Origin of the sequence: Pseudomonas sp. Leaf127, assembly GCF_001423155.1 — a bacterium.
Lineage (GTDB): Bacteria > Pseudomonadota > Gammaproteobacteria > Pseudomonadales > Pseudomonadaceae > Aquipseudomonas > Aquipseudomonas ovata.
The window spans coordinates 291,621-307,646 of the sequence record NZ_LMOA01000001.1 but is presented as its reverse complement, the minus strand read 5'-3'; the positions used below and the strand labels follow the sequence as shown (position 1 = coordinate 307,646).

Annotated in this window: 12 protein-coding genes; 6 read left to right on the top strand and 6 right to left on the bottom strand. The window is 63.2% G+C overall.

What is annotated here, in order from left to right:
• Positions 1 to 23 precede the first annotated feature (23 nt).
• From ASF84_RS01340 to ASF84_RS01330, 3 genes are all read left to right on the top strand, one after another.
• Positions 24 to 4,430 (top strand): response regulator, encoded by a 4,407-nt coding sequence (locus tag ASF84_RS01340; RefSeq protein ID WP_056834451.1) that lies wholly within the window; start codon positions 24 to 26, stop codon positions 4,428 to 4,430.
• Positions 4,431 to 4,635: 205 nt separating this feature from the next.
• Positions 4,636 to 5,310, top strand: a complete 675-nt coding sequence (locus tag ASF84_RS01335; RefSeq protein ID WP_177339439.1) for a hypothetical protein — start codon at positions 4,636 to 4,638, stop codon at positions 5,308 to 5,310.
• A gap of 38 nt (positions 5,311 to 5,348) precedes the next feature.
• A complete protein-coding gene (locus ASF84_RS01330; RefSeq protein ID WP_056834449.1) occupies positions 5,349 to 6,083 on the top strand; it encodes a hypothetical protein in 735 nt (244 codons plus the stop codon).
• 41 nt (positions 6,084 to 6,124) lie between these two features.
• Here ASF84_RS01330 and ASF84_RS01325 read toward each other — a convergent pair whose 3' ends face one another.
• The 4 genes from ASF84_RS01325 to ASF84_RS01310 all read right to left on the bottom strand — a co-directional run bounded on the left by ASF84_RS01325 (position 6,125) and on the right by ASF84_RS01310 (position 9,702).
• Complete coding sequence (locus ASF84_RS01325) at positions 6,125 to 6,517, bottom strand: hypothetical protein (protein ID WP_056834448.1); 393 nt, start codon at positions 6,515 to 6,517, stop codon at positions 6,125 to 6,127.
• A gap of 304 nt (positions 6,518 to 6,821) precedes the next feature.
• A complete protein-coding gene (locus ASF84_RS01320; RefSeq protein ID WP_056834446.1) occupies positions 6,822 to 8,144 on the bottom strand; it encodes a TRAP transporter large permease in 1,323 nt (440 codons plus the stop codon).
• Entirely contained in the window at positions 8,141 to 8,662 is a 522-nt protein-coding gene (locus ASF84_RS01315) for a TRAP transporter small permease (protein WP_236709342.1), read from the bottom strand. The genes ASF84_RS01320 and ASF84_RS01315 overlap by 4 nt, the downstream gene beginning before the upstream one ends.
• A gap of 17 nt (positions 8,663 to 8,679) precedes the next feature.
• On the bottom strand, positions 8,680 to 9,702 hold the full coding sequence (locus ASF84_RS01310) for a TRAP transporter substrate-binding protein (protein ID WP_056835322.1): 1,023 nt from the start codon (positions 9,700 to 9,702) through the stop codon (positions 8,680 to 8,682).
• A gap of 333 nt (positions 9,703 to 10,035) precedes the next feature.
• Here ASF84_RS01310 and ASF84_RS01305 point away from each other — a divergent pair, with 333 nt between their 5' ends.
• Positions 10,036 to 11,301: an OprD family porin gene (locus ASF84_RS01305; protein ID WP_056834442.1), complete on the top strand. Its 1,266-nt coding sequence runs from the start codon at positions 10,036 to 10,038 to the stop codon at positions 11,299 to 11,301.
• A gap of 24 nt (positions 11,302 to 11,325) precedes the next feature.
• Here ASF84_RS01305 and ASF84_RS01300 read toward each other — a convergent pair whose 3' ends face one another.
• Complete coding sequence (locus ASF84_RS01300; protein ID WP_056834440.1) at positions 11,326 to 12,636, bottom strand: ATP-binding protein; 1,311 nt, start codon at positions 12,634 to 12,636, stop codon at positions 11,326 to 11,328.
• Entirely contained in the window at positions 12,633 to 13,313 is a 681-nt protein-coding gene (locus ASF84_RS01295) for a response regulator (protein WP_056834438.1), read from the bottom strand. The genes ASF84_RS01300 and ASF84_RS01295 overlap by 4 nt, the downstream gene beginning before the upstream one ends.
• A 146-nt stretch (positions 13,314 to 13,459) precedes the next feature.
• Between ASF84_RS01295 and dsbD the strand changes: the two genes are divergently transcribed.
• Together dsbD and ASF84_RS01285 are read left to right on the top strand one after the other, a co-directional pair.
• Positions 13,460 to 15,202: a protein-disulfide reductase DsbD gene (gene dsbD / locus ASF84_RS01290; protein WP_056834436.1), complete on the top strand. Its 1,743-nt coding sequence runs from the start codon at positions 13,460 to 13,462 to the stop codon at positions 15,200 to 15,202.
• Entirely contained in the window at positions 15,202 to 16,005 is an 804-nt protein-coding gene (locus ASF84_RS01285) for a TlpA family protein disulfide reductase (protein WP_056834434.1), read from the top strand. The genes dsbD and ASF84_RS01285 overlap by 1 nt, the downstream gene beginning before the upstream one ends.
• The last annotated feature ends 21 nt before the right edge of the window (positions 16,006 to 16,026 follow it).

The window sequence follows — 16,026 nt, the reverse complement described above, 5'->3', positions numbered from 1 at the left end:
TGCACCCTCTCAAGAGAAGATACATGACCCTATTATTCGACCTGCTGGAGCGTCTCCCTCTTGGGCGCAAGCTGCTGATCGGCTTCAGCGCTCTGCTCGCGATGATCCTGCTGCTTGGTGTGCAGAGCCTGCGTTCTCAGAGCACACTCAAGCACGAGATGCAGCAGTTGTATCAGCAAGACCTGGTCGGCATAGAACTGGTGCAGGAGGCCCGGGTGCAGTTGCCCCATGTGATGCAGGCCCTGCAAAGAGCGGTCGGTACCAATAATGCGGACGTGCGCATCGCAGCATTGACTCACATGCAAGAAGCACAGAAGCACTTGCAAGAGGCCATAGCTCAGGCGCGCCCGACCTTGCGCCGACCTGCCAGCCAGAAGGGGCTGGCCGAATTCGAGGTTTCCCTGCAACGTCTGTTGAGCAGCGGTGATGAGGCGCTCGCGCTGATAGGGCGTGGCTATTCGGGCCAGGCCATGGCCGTGCTCACGAGTCAGGCGTTCATCGATCTGGAAATGGAAAGTGATGCGCTGTTGAATCGTGTGGCGGAAAACAAGAAAGCCGATATTCACGATACGGCGAAGTATCTCGCCGATTATGCAGTGCGCAGCAGCAATGTGACTTACGCCCTGTTGCTGTGTGGCTCGACGCTGGCACTGATACTTGCATGGCTGGTCAGCCGATCGATTCGCCTGCCTCTCAACCGGGTACGCGTGGCGGTGGACGAGCTGGCATCCGGCAAGCTTGATCAGCAGATTCCTCATACAGACCTGCAGAACGAGACCGGCGACCTGGCGCGTGCTATCGCCAAGCTCCAGCTTGAGTCGCGTCAGCTTGAGCGCCAGCGCTGGATCAAAGGGCACGCCTCCTTGCTGCAGATAGACCTGCAGCAAGCGGAAACGCCGCAGGATTTGGCCCAGGCCTTCTTCAGCCGCATGGTCCCGCAGTTGGCCATGTGCCAAGGGGCGCTGTATGCCCTCTATCAGGGAGCCTCACAGCTGCGATTGCTGGGCGGCTACGCGCTGGATGGGCAAAGCCGGCCATACGCAGAGGTGGAGATGGGTGAAGGCCTTGTAGGCCAGTGTGCCCGCGATCACAAACCGCGTCAGTTTAACGAGCTTCCAGAATCCTTTTGGCATGTGCGCTCCCACTTGGGCGAGGCGCAAGTCAGCCATCTGCTGGTACAGCCGATCATGCGTGGCGAGCGCTTGCTCGGGGTGCTGGAGCTAGCCGGGTTCCATCCTCTGGACGAGAACGAGGAACTGCTGCTGCAGGAGGTGCTTCCCAGGCTGGCTGGTGCCTTGGCGATCATGGAGCGAAGCGAAGCCGCTCAGGCATTGCTGCAGGAGACGCGTCGTCAAGCAGACGAGATGGGCAGTCAGGCGCAGCAACTGGAGCGCCAGGCTCAGGAGCTGGAGGCCCAGCAGGGTGCACTGCGCGCGACCGAAGCCTGGTATCGCGGCATCATCGAAGCGTCACCTGACGGCATTTTGGTAATAGGTGCCGACGGTCGCATCATGATGACCAACCCGCAACTCGACATTCTATTTGGCTATGAACAGGGCGAACTGATCGGAGCTTTTGTCGAGCGGTTGGTACCGAAAGCCGCTCGCGAACGGCATGTTGGTTTACGCGACGGTTTCATCGCCAACGGCACCACGCGCCAGATGGGCGGTAACCTGGATGACCTGCGCGGCGTGCGCAAGGACAGCAGCCAGTTTTCGGTGGAAATTGGCCTTTCTCATCTGCCTAGCCTCGAGGGGCGTGGTATCTGCGTCTGCGCATCGGTGCGTGACGTCAGTGAGCGACGGGCGATGGAAACCAGGCTGCGCACAGCAAGCGACCGCTTGAGCCTGGCTCAGGAGGCGGGTGATATTGGCCTGTTCGACGTTGACCTGGTGACGGGTCAAGACTACTGGACGCCGCAGCTGGAGCACATGTTCGGGCTCGAAACGGGAGCGTTTGGCGGGACCATGGCGCATTGGAATGCACTGCTGCATCCCGATGACGCGCAGGCTGCCGAGGCTGCTTACGCAAAGGCGATTTTAAGCGGTGTAGATCGTTTTGAACTGGATTTCCGCATCGTAAGGCGCAACGACGGCGCGGTGCGCACCTTCAAATCGCTCAGCCGTTTCACGCGGGCTGCGGATGGCAAGCCACTGCGTGCTACGGGTGTCAAGATCGACATCACCGAACTGGTGGAGGCGCGGGCGGTGGCTGAAGAGGCGACTCGAGCCAAGAGCGAGTTCCTCGCCAATATGAGCCATGAAATCCGCACACCGATGAACGCCATCATCGGCATGAGCCACCTGGCGTTGCGCACCGAACTGAACAACAGGCAGCGCAACTACATCGAGAAAGTTCATCGCTCAGCGGAGAATCTGCTGGGCATCATCAATGACATTCTCGACTTCTCCAAGATCGAAGCAGGCAGGATGAGCCTTGAGCACATTCCCTTCCGGCTGGAAGACGTACTCGACAGCTTTGCGAACATGGTCGGTCTGAAGGCCCAGGACAAGGAACTGGAATTGCTGTTCAATATGCAACCGCAATTGAGCACCGCTCTGGTTGGCGATCCCCTGCGATTGGGGCAGGTGCTTATCAATCTGGGCAACAATGCCGCCAAGTTCACCGAGCGCGGCGAGATTGTGGTCGGCGCAGAACAGACAGGTACGAACGGCGAGCAGGTCGAGCTGCATTTCTGGGTGCGTGACACCGGTATCGGCATGACCTTCGAACAGTGCGAGCGCATGTTCATGTCGTTCAGCCAGGCCGACAGTTCAACCACACGCAAGTATGGGGGCACCGGGTTGGGTCTTTCCATTTCGAAGAAGCTGGTGGAGCTGATGGAGGGACGAATCTGGGTGGAAAGCGTGCCGGGACACGGTTCTACCTTCCATTTCCAGGTGCGCCTCGGCCTGCAACAGGGTGTACCGCCACGGCGCATGTTCAGGGCCGACGAATTGCCGGGCATGCGTATTCTGGTGGTGGACGACAACGCCAGCGCCCGGGAAATCCTCTCTGGCATGGCGCGCAGCTTCGGCCTGGAGGTGGACGTCGCCGAGAACGGCGGCAGGGCACTTCGCCTGCTGGGCGATGCCGAAGCGCGCGAGCTGCCTTACGACCTGGTGCTGATGGACTGGCGGATGCCTGGTATGGACGGCATGGAAACGGTGAGCCGGATGCGTTCTGGCAACCCGCGCCCCACGCCATCGGTGATCATGGTTACCGCCTTCGGCCGTGACGATGCTCGCGATGAGGCCGAGCGGCATGGCATCCAACTGCCAATTGTGCTGACCAAGCCGGTGACCTCATCGTCATTGCTCGAAGCCATCGGCGCGGTCTTGTATCGGGCGCCCCAAGGCGAGACCCGGACGAGCGAGCGTTCCAAGCAAAGTGCCTATCTTGTTGCCGGCCTACGTGGCGCGCGCTTGCTGCTCGTGGAGGACAACGAGCTGAATCAGGAGCTTGCCTGTGAGCTGCTGGAGAGCGCCGGGATACAGTTGCGCCTTGCACGGCATGGCCAGGAAGCACTGGACATCCTGATTGGCGATACCGACTTCGACGGTGTGTTGATGGATTGCCAAATGCCGGTCATGGACGGTTATACCGCCACTCGCAGAATCCGTGAGCAGGCACATTTCTCGGAATTACCGATACTCGCCATGACCGCCAACGCGATGGAGGGTGATCGCGAGCGTGCACAGGCTTGTGGCATGAACGACCATATATCCAAACCGTTGAACGTCGACGGCATGTTCGCCACCCTGGCCAAGTGGATCCATCCCAAGCCCTCTCGCCATAAACCTGCGCTTTCATCGCTGGCGCCGACCCTGGCCGACCTGCCGGAGCGCATCGAAGGCATCGATATCGCGGCAGGCCTGAGCACATGCATGGGGCGTCGCGATCTTTACCTGCGCCTGTTGCGCAAATTCCGTGACACTCAAACGGGCTTCCCTGAGCAGTTCCAGGCGGCTTTGGCCGATCCGGACGCAAGCGCTGCCAGCCGACTCGCCCATAACCTGCGGGGCACCGCTGGCAATATCGGCGCCAAGGCTGTGGCTCAGGCTGCAGGCGCGCTTGAGGGAGCCTGCAAGGCCGGCGATCAGGCGCTCGCCGTAAGCCATTTAGTGACAGAGGTACAGCGCTGCCTGGCGCCAGTCCTGGCAGCCTTGACCCTTCTTGGGGACGGCTGTGCGAGCCCGCAGAGCGACGCTCTGTGCAACAACACAGAGGTAGAAGCGCAACTGAACTTACTCATACGGTTGCTGGGCGAGAGCGACACTGCTGCGGTGAAGGTACTTGAGGATCTGCGCCGACAGCGGCTTGACGAGCGCCTGGCCAAGCGGCTTGCGCTGGTAGCCCGACAGGTTGAGTTGTTTGACTTTGACCGAGCCCTGGCGTTATTGCAGGGCGAGTCAGCAAGAGGCGCCTGACGGGCGTCTCTCCATCCGCCACCGGGGCCCCCTCCCCCATGTCCGGCATTCGACGAAATTCACTTTAACTGATCGGCATTGGCCAGGCACCGTTGGCCCATGGCCCCGGGGTGCCTCCTGCATTAAAAATGGCCCCATACCAGCTAGAATGACCTCAAAACGTCGAGCCGGACCCTTGCGATCACCCACACCCCAGAAGACAACCATGCCCGGCTACTCGATCGAAGCACGATCACTCAATATCCTCGGGGTCGCCGCACACAACTATTGGGTGCTGCGCGACGAGCACGGTCATGCTCTGGCGCAGTTGCATGGCCTGGCCACCGAGCGCCGGACCGGCAAGGCCATTGCGATCGGTTTCAATGAAGCCCGGCATTCACTGCGGGCCTGGCATTACCCGCACGATGCCGGTTACGCCGACTTGATCGGCGCGCCGGTCAACCGCACCAGCTTCATTCGCGATGATCAGCAAGCCTGCACGGTCGCCATCGGTGGCCGGGAGGAAATCCTGGCGCGCTGGAACACCGCGGTAAACGCCGTATCGGCCTGCAATGCGCAAGACCTGAACTACCCCAACTACGGCTTCAGCCTGTGGCGGGGCACCGTCAACAGCAACTCCGCCTACCGCACCTTTGGCGAACTGATGAATGTGCCGGTGCCGCGTTTTGCCGGCAGGATCGAACCCGGCATCAACAACCGCATGCTATCGCCAGAACGTACACAGGCCCTGCGTTACCGCACGCCGGCCACAACGCCTCAGGCCCCGCGCCCGGGCCATCACCGCGGGAAGGCGCGATCAATGTTGACCCGAACATCGATGATCGCGCTGATGGCACTCCTGCTGGTCGTGCTGCTGGGTGTCGAAGCCTTCAAGCCTTGATACCCTCCAGCCCACACACTCAAAGGAAGATTTGTTCGATGCGTACACTTTCCGCGCTGGCGCTGCTGTTCATCCCTCTGTTTGCGTCGGCCGACTGCACCGAGCATCTGCCCACCTGGGCCAGGAGCCTGCAGCCCGACCTGAAGCTCGACAGCGAACATGCGGTGTGCAAGATCAATCCGGGCAACCCGCGCCAGACCCTGGCCGCCCTCCCCTTGGCCGAGAATGTCGACGCCGATGGCCAGGGTGAGTATGGCCTGGGCGTGGTCGTTGCCGACACGGCCACCGGCAAGATCATTGCCCGGCACTACGAGCGCAGCGCGATCGTGTCAGACGCCGTCTACTTTGACAGCCTGGTCCTGGACACCGCCCGCTATCAGCTTGCCCCCGGGCTGCGGGCGTTTGGCGTACGCATCAGTCACCTGGGGTCTTCGCGGGTCAATCCTTCCAGCAGCAAGCAGCTCAATCTCTATGTCCTGGAGGGCCAGACATTGCGCCCGGTCATGGACACGCTGCAAGTGAGCAGCAGCAGCGCTGACTGGGACGGCACCTGCAACGGTGATTTCACCCAGGCAGAGCGTACGATCTCGATCGCTGACAAGAGCAAGAACGGCCTGGCCAGCCTGCAGGTCGAGCAGAAGGTCATCCATATCAAAAGCGTGGCCAAGGGTGACGACTGCAAAGACGTCGAACGCACACCGGTTGTCTCCCGGTTCACGCTGGAATACGACGGCAAACACTACCCTGTGCCGGCGGCATTGTCCTCGAACTGAGGCCCTTGCAGGCACCACGGCGCTGCCAGGCCAGCCTGAGGTCACGGCCTGGGCTGGAAGACCATTTCGATCGGTGAGTCGGACTTGCGATACATCGAATCGGGCGAGACATCCGGCTTCAGGCCTGGATACCAGACCCTTAATCGAGTGTCGGTCAGCCATTGCACTTGCACCTGGTCGAGTGGCATCTCCGGCGGCCTGACCTTGAATCCCACCAGAGGCTCTACATAGGAATGGCACCTCGACTCGACGCCAGCATCAAGCACGTAGATTTCCAGTTGCTCGCTCCAGTTGATGGCCCCGCTTTCAGGGCAGTGACGCACCTGGGCATGGTATTTCCCGCCTGGCGAAGGCAGCTCCCGGACCACGGCGTCAGGGCCGCAGCCCACCAGCAATACAGATGAACACAGCAGGGCCGACATCGTTTTCTTCATTACAGCAGTCCTTGTGCAGTTGAGGGCACAGTAAATGCTTACGGCCGTTTTCTTCAATAGCACAGGTGTACTAGCCGCAGGATTGGCCAGCGGACATAGGGCTTGGTAGGAGCGCGCTCTGCCGGAATGCCGGACCACCACGACCGAGTACGCAGCGCTCGCAAAATTGATCAAGCGCTGAAAATCTACAGCTGGTAACACATTCAAAATCTGCGAAACGCCACAATTTTACGACTGCTAACGCAGCCGGTCGCGGTGGTCCGGCATTCCGGCAGAGCGCGCTCCTACGGGGGAGATAGCGGCATTACACTGTCAGCAACCACAGGCACAGTCCCGGAAAGGCCACCAGCAATACGATGCGCAGCAGGTCCGAGCACAGGAACGGCACGATGCCCTTGGCCGTCTCGCCGTAGGGCACGTCACCGGCGGTGCGCTGGACGATGAACAGGTTCATGCCCAGGGGGGGATGGATCAGGCCGATTTCCACCACCATCAGGGCCAGGATGCCGAACCAGATTGACTTGTCCGACTCGCTCAGGCCAAAGAAATCCAGGCCCATGATCATCGGGTAGAAAATCGGGATGGTCAGCAGGATCATCGCCAGCGAATCCATCACACAGCCCAGGACCAGGTACAGCCCCAGGATGATGATCAGCACCAGCATCGGGGCCAGGCCGCTGGCGATGACCCAGGCCGCCAGTTCGCCGGGCATCTGGGTCAGGGCCAGTCCGGAGTTGAGCAGGTCGGCGCCCAGCAGCACCAGAAAGATCATCGCCGAGGTTTCCGCTGTGCCCAACAGGCTGGCGCGAATGCCGATCCAGCGCATGCCGCCTTGCCAGATGGCCAGAATTGCGCAGGCCGCCGCGCCAATGGACGCCGCCTCCGTAGGGTTGGCCCAGCCGCCATAAATCCCGACGATGACCACCAGAAACACACCGATCACCGGCGAGACATTGATCAACGCCTTGAATCGTTCGGCACCCGACGCCTTGGGCGACAGGGTCGTCTGGCTGCCATCGCGGCCGACCATGATGCGCAGCACCAGCATGTAGCCGATGATCGCAATCACCCCCGGCACGATGGCGGCCATGAACAGCTTGGCGATGGACTCCTGGGTCAGCACTGCATAGATAATCAGCGGCACCGACGGTGGAATCAGGATGCCCAGCGTCCCGCCCGCCGCCACCGTGGCGGTGGCCAGGCGCCCGGAGTAGTTATGCCGGCGCAGCTCGGGCAAGGCCACATGGCTCATGGTCGCGGCGGTGGCCAGCGACGAACCGCAGATCGCACCGAACCCTGCACAGGCGCCAATCGCCGACAGGCCCATGCCGCCCTTCCAGTGCCCGATGAACGCGGCGGCGCAGCGAAAGATCGAGCGCGACAGGCCGCCATGCGTGGCGAACTGGCCCATCATCACGAACAGCGGGATCACCGCCAGGTCGTAGTTGGACAGCCGCGAGTACGCCAGGTCGTTGAGGGTGAACATCAGGCTCGACAGGTCGCCGTCATTGACCGCCCAGAAACACGCCGCACCGCCGATCAGCATGGTGATGCCGATGTGCACGCGTAACAACAACAGCAGCATGGTGATGCCCAGCGCCACCAGCCCCAATCCCAGACCGCTCATGAACGCCCCCTTGCCTTGCACCAGACATCGTGAACCCGCGCCAGCGCGCAGACGCCCAGCAGCACCAGGCTGGGAACGATAAACAGCAGCGCCACCCACAGTGGAAATGACAACAGCGTCGTGGTGTCGCCATTTTCATGGTTGTCGAGCATTTGCAGCCCGGTGCGCCAGGCCAGCAGCCACGCCACCGCACAGCACAGCAGGTGCGCCACACCGTCGAGGCTGGCGCGCACCACGGCGGGCAGCCATGAGGTCAGCGCATCGACCTTGATGTGCGTGCCGCGCAGCTCGCACAGCGGCAGAAAGGCGGCAATCGCGATCGAGGCGCCGACCTCGACCAGCTCCATGTCGCCACGCACCGGCATGGAGAACAGCTTGCGGCCAATGATCGACACCAGCGACATGCCGATCAGCGCCATCAACAACAGGCCGCCTCCCAGGGCAAACGCCTGGGTCACCTGGCCCAGCAACCGGCGCGCCCGACCGTGATGGGGCTCGACGACCAATTCGACACTCAAGGATTCCTGCATGGCGGTTACTGCGCCACGCCGGACAGGCTGCGCACCTGCTGCACCAGCACCTTGCCCTCCAGGCCCTTGGCATCGGCTTCGCTGATCCACTGCTCGACCGCGCTGGCCGACGCCTTGTGCATGTCTTCGTAGGCACCCGCCTCGATATTCACCAGGCCCTGGGCCGGGGTGGCGTCATGGGCGGCATCGGTGGCCTTGTCCCAGGCGGTGGCGAAGCGCTCGGACAACACCTTGCCGCTGTTGCGTTCGATGATCGCCTGCAGATCGGCCGGCAGGCTGTCGAATTTTTTCTGGTTCATGAGCATGGCCAGCACGGTGTAGCCCAGCGCCGGCTGCCCGGCCGGGGTGACGCTGTGATACTGGGTCACCTCATCGAGCTTGGTCGCCGGCACCACTTCCCAGGCCGCCAGTGCGCCGTCGACCACGCCCTTGGAGATGGCCTCGGTCATCTGCGCCGGCGGCATGCTGACCGGCGTGGCGCCCAGGCTTTCGACCGTCTTGGCGGCGGTGCGGCTGGAGGCACGCAGCTTCAGGCCTTTCAGGTCGGCCAGGGTGTGCACCGCCTTGCCCCGGGTGTGCAGGTTCATGCCGCCATCGCCGTGCACCACCAGCACCTTGTAGCCCTTGAAGTCCTCTTTGGCGTACTGCTCGTAGAACTGCCAGATGATGTCATTGCCGGCCTTGCCGCCGTACGGCAGCACGAACGGCAGCTCCAGCGCTTCGACCCGGGGAAACTTGCCCGGCGAGTAGGCCGGCGCGGTCCAGACGATGTCGGCCACGCCATTGCGCGCCATGTCGGCCAGCTTGGCCGGCGTGCCGCCCAGTTGCATCGAAGGATACAGCTGGCACTGGATGCGCCCGGCCGACTCCTGGCGCAGTTGCTCGCACCACGGCTCGATGATGTTGGCCTGGGCATTGGAGGTCGAAGGCAGGAAGTGGGCCACCTTGAGGGTGACGGTCTCGGCGGCGTGTGCCGATGCAGCGCCCGCCATGACCAGGCACAGGGCGGCAATCTTGATGGATGTCATGCAGGTAGCTCCGTTTTTGTTTTTGTAGCCATGCAGGTGCAGTGGCGGCAGGAAGCGCAATACATTAATAAATTAAGTTTTTATAGAAAATTGTCAATATCCACGAAAGTAGGGGCTGGCCAGAAAATCTTCAAAAGCCACATAGAAAATAAAATAAAACCAATAAAAACAAATATATGAATCATTTTTTGACGATATTCGATCATCATTTTCTTTTTTTATCGGTCAGAAAAACTATTGTTAACAGATTAACCATATGGCTTGATAAGCGCCGCCACGGCATGGGGATTTCAGCCGTGGCGGTTCATCACCCATGTCCTGGAGATAAAAACAATGATCAGGAATCGACACCCCCTGCCGGCACTCGCCTGCCTGCTGGGCAGCGCTTGCAGCTTCAGCGGCGCCGCTCAGGCCGACTTTTTTGCCGACAGCAAGGCCAGCCTTGAAGCACGCAACATGTACCTGAGCCGCGACTTTCGCCAAAGCGGGGCCGCCCAGGCCAAGGCCGAGGAATGGGCGCAGGGGTTCACCGCCCGCCTGGAGTCGGGCTTTACCGAGGGCACGGTAGGGTTTGGCCTCGACGCCATCGGTCAGTTGGGCATCAAGCTCGATTCCAGCCGCGACCGCCGTGGCACCGGCCTGTTGCCCTATGGCGCCAGCAGCCTGGAGCCGGTGGATGACTACAGCGAGCTGGGCCTGACCGCCAAGATCAGGCTGTCCAAGAGCGTACTCAAGCTGGGCACCCTGCAACCGTCGCTGCCGGTGGCGGCCTACAATGATGTGCGCCTGTTGTCCTCGACCTATTCGGGCGGCCTGCTGACCAGCCGGGAAATCGACGGCCTGACCCTGAACGCCGGGCGCCTGGAAAAGATCAACCTGCGCGACTCGTCGAGCAATGACGAGATGAACTATGGCGGTGTGCAAAGCGCTCATCTGGACCTGTTCGGCGGCAGCTACGCGCTGAACCCGAACCTGACCCTGAGCTACTACTACGCGCAGATGGACAACCTCTACCGCCAGCATTTCGCCGGGCTCACCCACACCACGGCGCTGGCTGAAGGCGTCAGCCTCAAGACCGACCTGCGCTTTTTCGACACCGGCGAAGACGGCGAGCACCGCTATCGCAGCAGCGCCCGGGTCGACGGCGGGCGCATCGACAACCGTTTTTTCAACGGCATGCTCACCCTGGGCCTGGGGGCACACAAGTTCGGCGCCGGGTACCAGAACCTGTCCGGCGACGGCGACTTCGCCTATCCGGGGCTGGACCCGTATTCGGTCAACCTGGTCACGGTCAACGTGTTCACCAAGGCCGGGACCGATGCCTGGCAAGCCCGCTACGACTATGACTTCGCCGCCCTGGGCATTCCCGGCCTGAGCTTCATGAGCCGCTACGTGAACGGTAAGCACATCGAGACCGCACGGGTCAGCGGTGGCAAGGAATGGGAGCGCGACACCGACCTGGTCTACACCTTCCAGAACGGCACGTTCAAGGGGCTGAATGTCCGCCTGCGCAACGCCACCTTTCGCTCAAGCGGTGGCTTGACCAGCGACATCGACGAAAACCGGGTGATCGTCGGCTATACCTTGCCGTTGTTCTGATCCGGTGCAGCGCCGCTCGGGCCTTCAAGGCACCCACAGCGTGACCTCAAGCCCGTCGGCATGATTGATCCATTGCAGTCGGCCGCCGCACCGTTCGGCAATCGCCTGCACGATCGACAGGCCCAGGCCGCTGCCCTGGCTGCCGGCGCTGCGCCAGAAACGCCGGGTCATGCAAGGCAAATGTTCGTCGGGGATGCCCGGACCATGATCACGCACGCTCAGGTGCAGGCCGTCGACCGAGGCGCTGATGCTCAGTTGTACCGGGCTGCCGGCGGGCGTATGGCGCAGGGCATTTTCCAGCAGGTTGCGCAGGGCCGAGACCAGCAGGGTCACCGGCACCGTCACGGGCGCGTCGGTCAGTCCGGTGGCCAGGTGCAGGTCGATGCGCGGGCGCTGGGCGGCGTCGAGGTCGACCATGGCCAGGTGCGCGATCTCGCGCGCCGAGCAGTGCAGGCCATCGTCGAACGCCTGGCGACCCTCGACCCGCGCCAGCAGCAGCAATTGTTCCAGCGTGCGCTGCAGGCGATCAGCGCCAGCCTCGGCATTGGCCAGCGAAGAGTCGCTTTCGCCATGGATCAAACGGGCAACCTGCAGGTGGGTCTTGATGGCCGTCAGCGGACTGCGAAGTTCATGGGCGGCGTCACCGGTGAAGCGTCGTTCACGCTCGATGGCCTGGGCAATGCGCTGGAACAGCTGGTTCTGGGTATGTACCAATGGCTGCAATTCCGCCGGCAAGGCGTCCAGTTGCAAGGGTTGCAGCGAGTCGGGGCTGCGTTGCTGCAGCGCCTGGCGAATCTGCCGCAAGGGCGCCAGCCCGCGGCCCAGGCACAGCCAGAGCAACCCCAGGCTGCCCAGCAAGGCCACGGCCACTGGCAATGCGGCCGCCAACAACACCGAATGACTGAGGGCATCGCGCTCATCCAGCCGGTCGGCGGTGGTGATGCGCAGTTCGCCTTGCGCCAGGGTGAAACTGCGCCAGGCCACGCCCTCGATCATCTGTTGCTGAAAGCCGCCGTCCTCGGCCTGCAGCGCCTGCCCCGGCGCCGACGGGCTGCGCGCCAGCACTTCGCCGCGCAGCGAGCTGACCTGGCACACCAGGCCATTGGCGATGCCCAGTTGTTCGGCGCTGATGCTGCGCCGCGTGCCGTCCGGGCTCAACGGTTGCGGCAACTGCGCCAGCAAGCCGGCCACCATGTGCGCCGACGCGGCCAGGCGTTCGTCCAGCGAGCGCATCATCTGCGTGCGCAGGTCGTGCAGCATCCAGGCGGCGGCCAGCAACCAGAGCAGCACGAAGGCCGAGCCGAGCATCAGGGTCAGGCGCAGGCGCAGGCTCATGAGGCGCATGGCTCATGACCGGCAGTACCCAGGCGATAACCCAGCCCGCGCACCGTCTCGACGATGCCGTTGCCCAGTTTGCGGCGCAAATGATGAATGTGCACGCTCAGGGCATTGCTCTCGACGTCTTCGCCAAAACCGTAGATCGCATCCTTGAGCTGATCGCTGCTCAGCACCCGCTCCGGGTTGTTCAACAGCACTTGCAACAACCCCAGCTCCCGGCGTGACAGCTCCACCTCGGTGCCGTCGAGCCAGGCCTGGCAGCGGCTCGGGTCATAGCTCAGGCGCCCGTGCTCGACCGTGTTGACACAGCGCCCGGCCGAACGCCTGACCAGAGTGTGCAGCCGGGCGGTCAGCTCACGCAGGTCGAAGGGCTTGAGCAGGTAATCGTCAGCGCCGGCCTGCAGGCCGATGACCCGGTCGGTGACGGCATCGCGGGCGGTCAGCACCAGCACCGGCAGTGCCATGCCCTGCTGGCGCAGGCGCCGTAACAGGCTGACACCGTCTTCATCGGGCAGGCCCAGGTCGAGGACCAGCACCTCGAAGTGGCCGGTGCGCAGCATGGCCTCGGCCGCACTGGCGCTGGCCACATGATCGACTGTCAGGCGCTGGGCATTCAGCCCGGCGACGATGCCACTGGCAATCAGGGCATCGTCCTCGACCAGCAAAACGTGCATGCAAAGCTCCTGCGCAAAAACGCTCATCATCCGGGGGTTCGGTTAAGGCGGCATTATCCCAACCTTTTCCGAACGTTAACCGACCGTTAATCACGGCACCGCAAGCTGCGCGGCACTGGTCACTCAAGCGTCTTGCAAGGAGCCTCATGCGCCCCCTCATTTTTCTGGTTCTGTTGCTCATGTCCGGCCTGGCCACGGCCAGCAGCGGGCTGTTCACACGCAGCCTGGACAACCGTTTCCTGGCCGCCGAGCAGGCCTTCGACCTGAGCGTGCTGCCGCTGGAAAACGGCACCACGCAGTTGCACTGGAAGATTGCCCCCGGCTACTACCTTTACAAGCACCGCCTGCACCTGACCGGACTGGCACCCGGGGCGATGCCTGAGCTGCCGGACGGCGAGGCGCACCGCGACGAATATTTCGGCGACACCGAGATCTATCGCCACAGCCTGACTCTCACGCTGGGTGCCGGGGCCGGCCAGCACGTCAAGGTGAGCTGGCAAGGCTGTGCCGACGCCGGCCTGTGCTACCCGCCGCAAAGCCGCGACCTGGTGCTGGACGGCGCGGCGCCGGACGAGTCGCCGCCGGCCACGGCGCAAGCCCCGGACCAGGCGCTGTCCGGTCAGCTTCAGGAGCGTGCACTGGCCTGGAGCCTGGTGATGTTTTTCGGCTTCGGCCTGCTGCTGGCCTTCACGCCCTGCTCGCTGCCGATGCTGCCGATCCTGGCCGGCATCGTGGTCGGCAAAGGCGTTTCGGCCCGGCGCGGTGTGCTGCTGGCCGGCACTTATGTGCTGAGCATGGCGATGGTGTATGCCGGTCTCGGCGTGCTGGCTGCCCTGCTGGGGGCCAACCTGCAGGCGGCCTTGCAACAGCCGTGGTTGCTGGGCAGCCTTGCCGCATTGTTCGTGCTGCTGGCGTTGCCGATGTTCGGGGTGTTCGAGCTGCAACTGCCGGCCTTTATCCGTCATCGGCTCGACAGCGCCAGCCGCCGCCAGCGCGGTGGCAGCCTGTTCGGGGCGGCGACGCTTGGCGTGCTGTCGGGTTTGTTGATCGGTCCGTGCATGACCGCCCCGCTGGCCGCCGCGCTGCTGTTCATCGCCCAGAGCGGCAATGCGCTGCACGGCGCCCTGGTGCTGTTTGCGCTCGGCCTGGGCATGGGCGTGCCGCTGTTGTTGCTGGTGACGGTCGGCAATCGCTTTCTGCCCAAGCCCGGGGCATGGATGGACCGGCTCAAGAACCTGTTTGGTTTCATGTTCCTGATCGCCGCCCTGTTGATGGTCCGCGTGCTGCTGGCCGACTGGCTGTGGCTGGGCCTGTGGGGCGTGCTGTTACTGATGCTGGGCGCTACCTTGCTGCACATGGCCGGCCAGTTACCGACCCGGCAGCCGCTGTACCGGGGTGCGGCGTGGCTGGTCGGGTTGTGGGGTGGCCTGCTGCTGGTGGGCGCCGCCGGGGGTGCGAGTGATCCGTGGCAACCGCTGGCGGTCTACACCTCGCGCGCGCCGGTGGCCACCGTCGACATGGCCCAGGCGCACAAGCTCGACTCGGTGCAAGCCCTGGAGGCGGCACTGGCACAGGCAAGAGACGCACGCCAATGGGTGCTGGTCGACTACTACGCTGACTGGTGCGTGAGCTGCAAGGTCATGGACAAACAGGTCTTCGCCAGGCCGGAGGTCCAGTCCAGCCTGGCCGGGGTGCGTATCCTCAAGCCCGACGTCACGCGTAACGATGAGGCGAGCCGGGCGCTGCTGCAGCGCTTCGACGTCCCCGGCCCGCCGACCCTGCTGTGGATCGGCCCGGACGGCCAGGAGCGGCGTGAGGCGCGGATCATTGGCGAGGTGGACGCCAAGACCTTTGTCGATCACTGGATTACCTTGCGGGAGCGCGGTTGATGCTGACGTTGAACCTGGGCCCCTTTGCCCTGGGCATGCACCATGCTCTGGTGCTGGCCAGCCTGATGGCGGCCACCCTGACCGGCGGGTGGCTCGGCCGGCGCCAGGGCTGCAACCCCGAGCGCCAGTTGTTCTGGCTGTTGATCATCACGCTGCTGGTGGCCCGGCTGGTGTTCGTGGCCCGCTATTTTGAGCATTACCAGGGTGCGCTGTGGCGCATCATCGATATTCGCGATGGCGGCTTCAGCGCCTGGCCGGGTGTCGGCGTGGCATTGGCCGTGGGCGGCTGGCTGACATGGCGCACCCAGGCGTTGCGCAAGCCCCTGGGCGCGGCGCTGGCGGTCGGCGTCCTGGGCTGGGGCGCGGCCAATCTGGTCTGGCAGGGCCTGGAACGCGGCAGCGCATTACCGGCCGTCACCCTCCACGATCAATACGGCCAGCCGGTCGACTGGCAGGCCACGGCGGGCAAACCTCGCGTGGTCAACCTCTGGGCCACCTGGTGCCCACCGTGCCGACGCGAAATGCCGGTGCTCATGGCCGCCCAGGCCGAGCATCCCGACATCGAGTTTGTGTTTGTCAATCAGGGCGAGACGCCCGACACGGTCACACGCTTTCTGCGCAGCCAGAACCTGGCCCTGCGCAATGTGCTGTTCGATGCCGACAGCCAGTTCGGCCGCACGGTCGGCTCCACTGCCCTGCCGACCACGTTGTTCTATGACGCCCAGGGGCGGCGGGTCGCCAGTCACCTGGGCGAACTGTCCAGCGCCAGCCTGGCCCAGACCCTTGAAGCCTTTAAGCCTTGAATCACCAAGTAAGGAAATCTG

What these genes read in the sequence shown, in the direction of transcription:
- dsbD (WP_056834436.1), top strand. Translation starts at nt 13,460, where the DNA reads ATGCGCCCCCTCATTTTTCTGGTTCTGTTGCTCATGTCCGGCCTGGCC.
- ASF84_RS01300 (WP_056834440.1), bottom strand. Translation starts at nt 12,636, where the DNA reads ATGAGCCTGCGCCTGCGCCTGACCCTGATGCTCGGCTCGGCCTTCGTG.
- ASF84_RS01325 (WP_056834448.1), bottom strand. Translation starts at nt 6,517, where the DNA reads ATGAAGAAAACGATGTCGGCCCTGCTGTGTTCATCTGTATTGCTGGTG.
- ASF84_RS01335 (WP_177339439.1), top strand. Translation starts at nt 4,636, where the DNA reads ATGCCCGGCTACTCGATCGAAGCACGATCACTCAATATCCTCGGGGTC.
- ASF84_RS01305 (WP_056834442.1), top strand. Translation starts at nt 10,036, where the DNA reads ATGATCAGGAATCGACACCCCCTGCCGGCACTCGCCTGCCTGCTGGGC.
- ASF84_RS01320 (WP_056834446.1), bottom strand. Translation starts at nt 8,144, where the DNA reads ATGAGCGGTCTGGGATTGGGGCTGGTGGCGCTGGGCATCACCATGCTG.
- ASF84_RS01295 (WP_056834438.1), bottom strand. Translation starts at nt 13,313, where the DNA reads ATGCACGTTTTGCTGGTCGAGGACGATGCCCTGATTGCCAGTGGCATC.
- ASF84_RS01310 (WP_056835322.1), bottom strand. Translation starts at nt 9,702, where the DNA reads ATGACATCCATCAAGATTGCCGCCCTGTGCCTGGTCATGGCGGGCGCT.
- ASF84_RS01340 (WP_056834451.1), top strand. Translation starts at nt 24, where the DNA reads ATGACCCTATTATTCGACCTGCTGGAGCGTCTCCCTCTTGGGCGCAAG.
- ASF84_RS01285 (WP_056834434.1), top strand. Translation starts at nt 15,202, where the DNA reads ATGCTGACGTTGAACCTGGGCCCCTTTGCCCTGGGCATGCACCATGCT.
- ASF84_RS01330 (WP_056834449.1), top strand. Translation starts at nt 5,349, where the DNA reads ATGCGTACACTTTCCGCGCTGGCGCTGCTGTTCATCCCTCTGTTTGCG.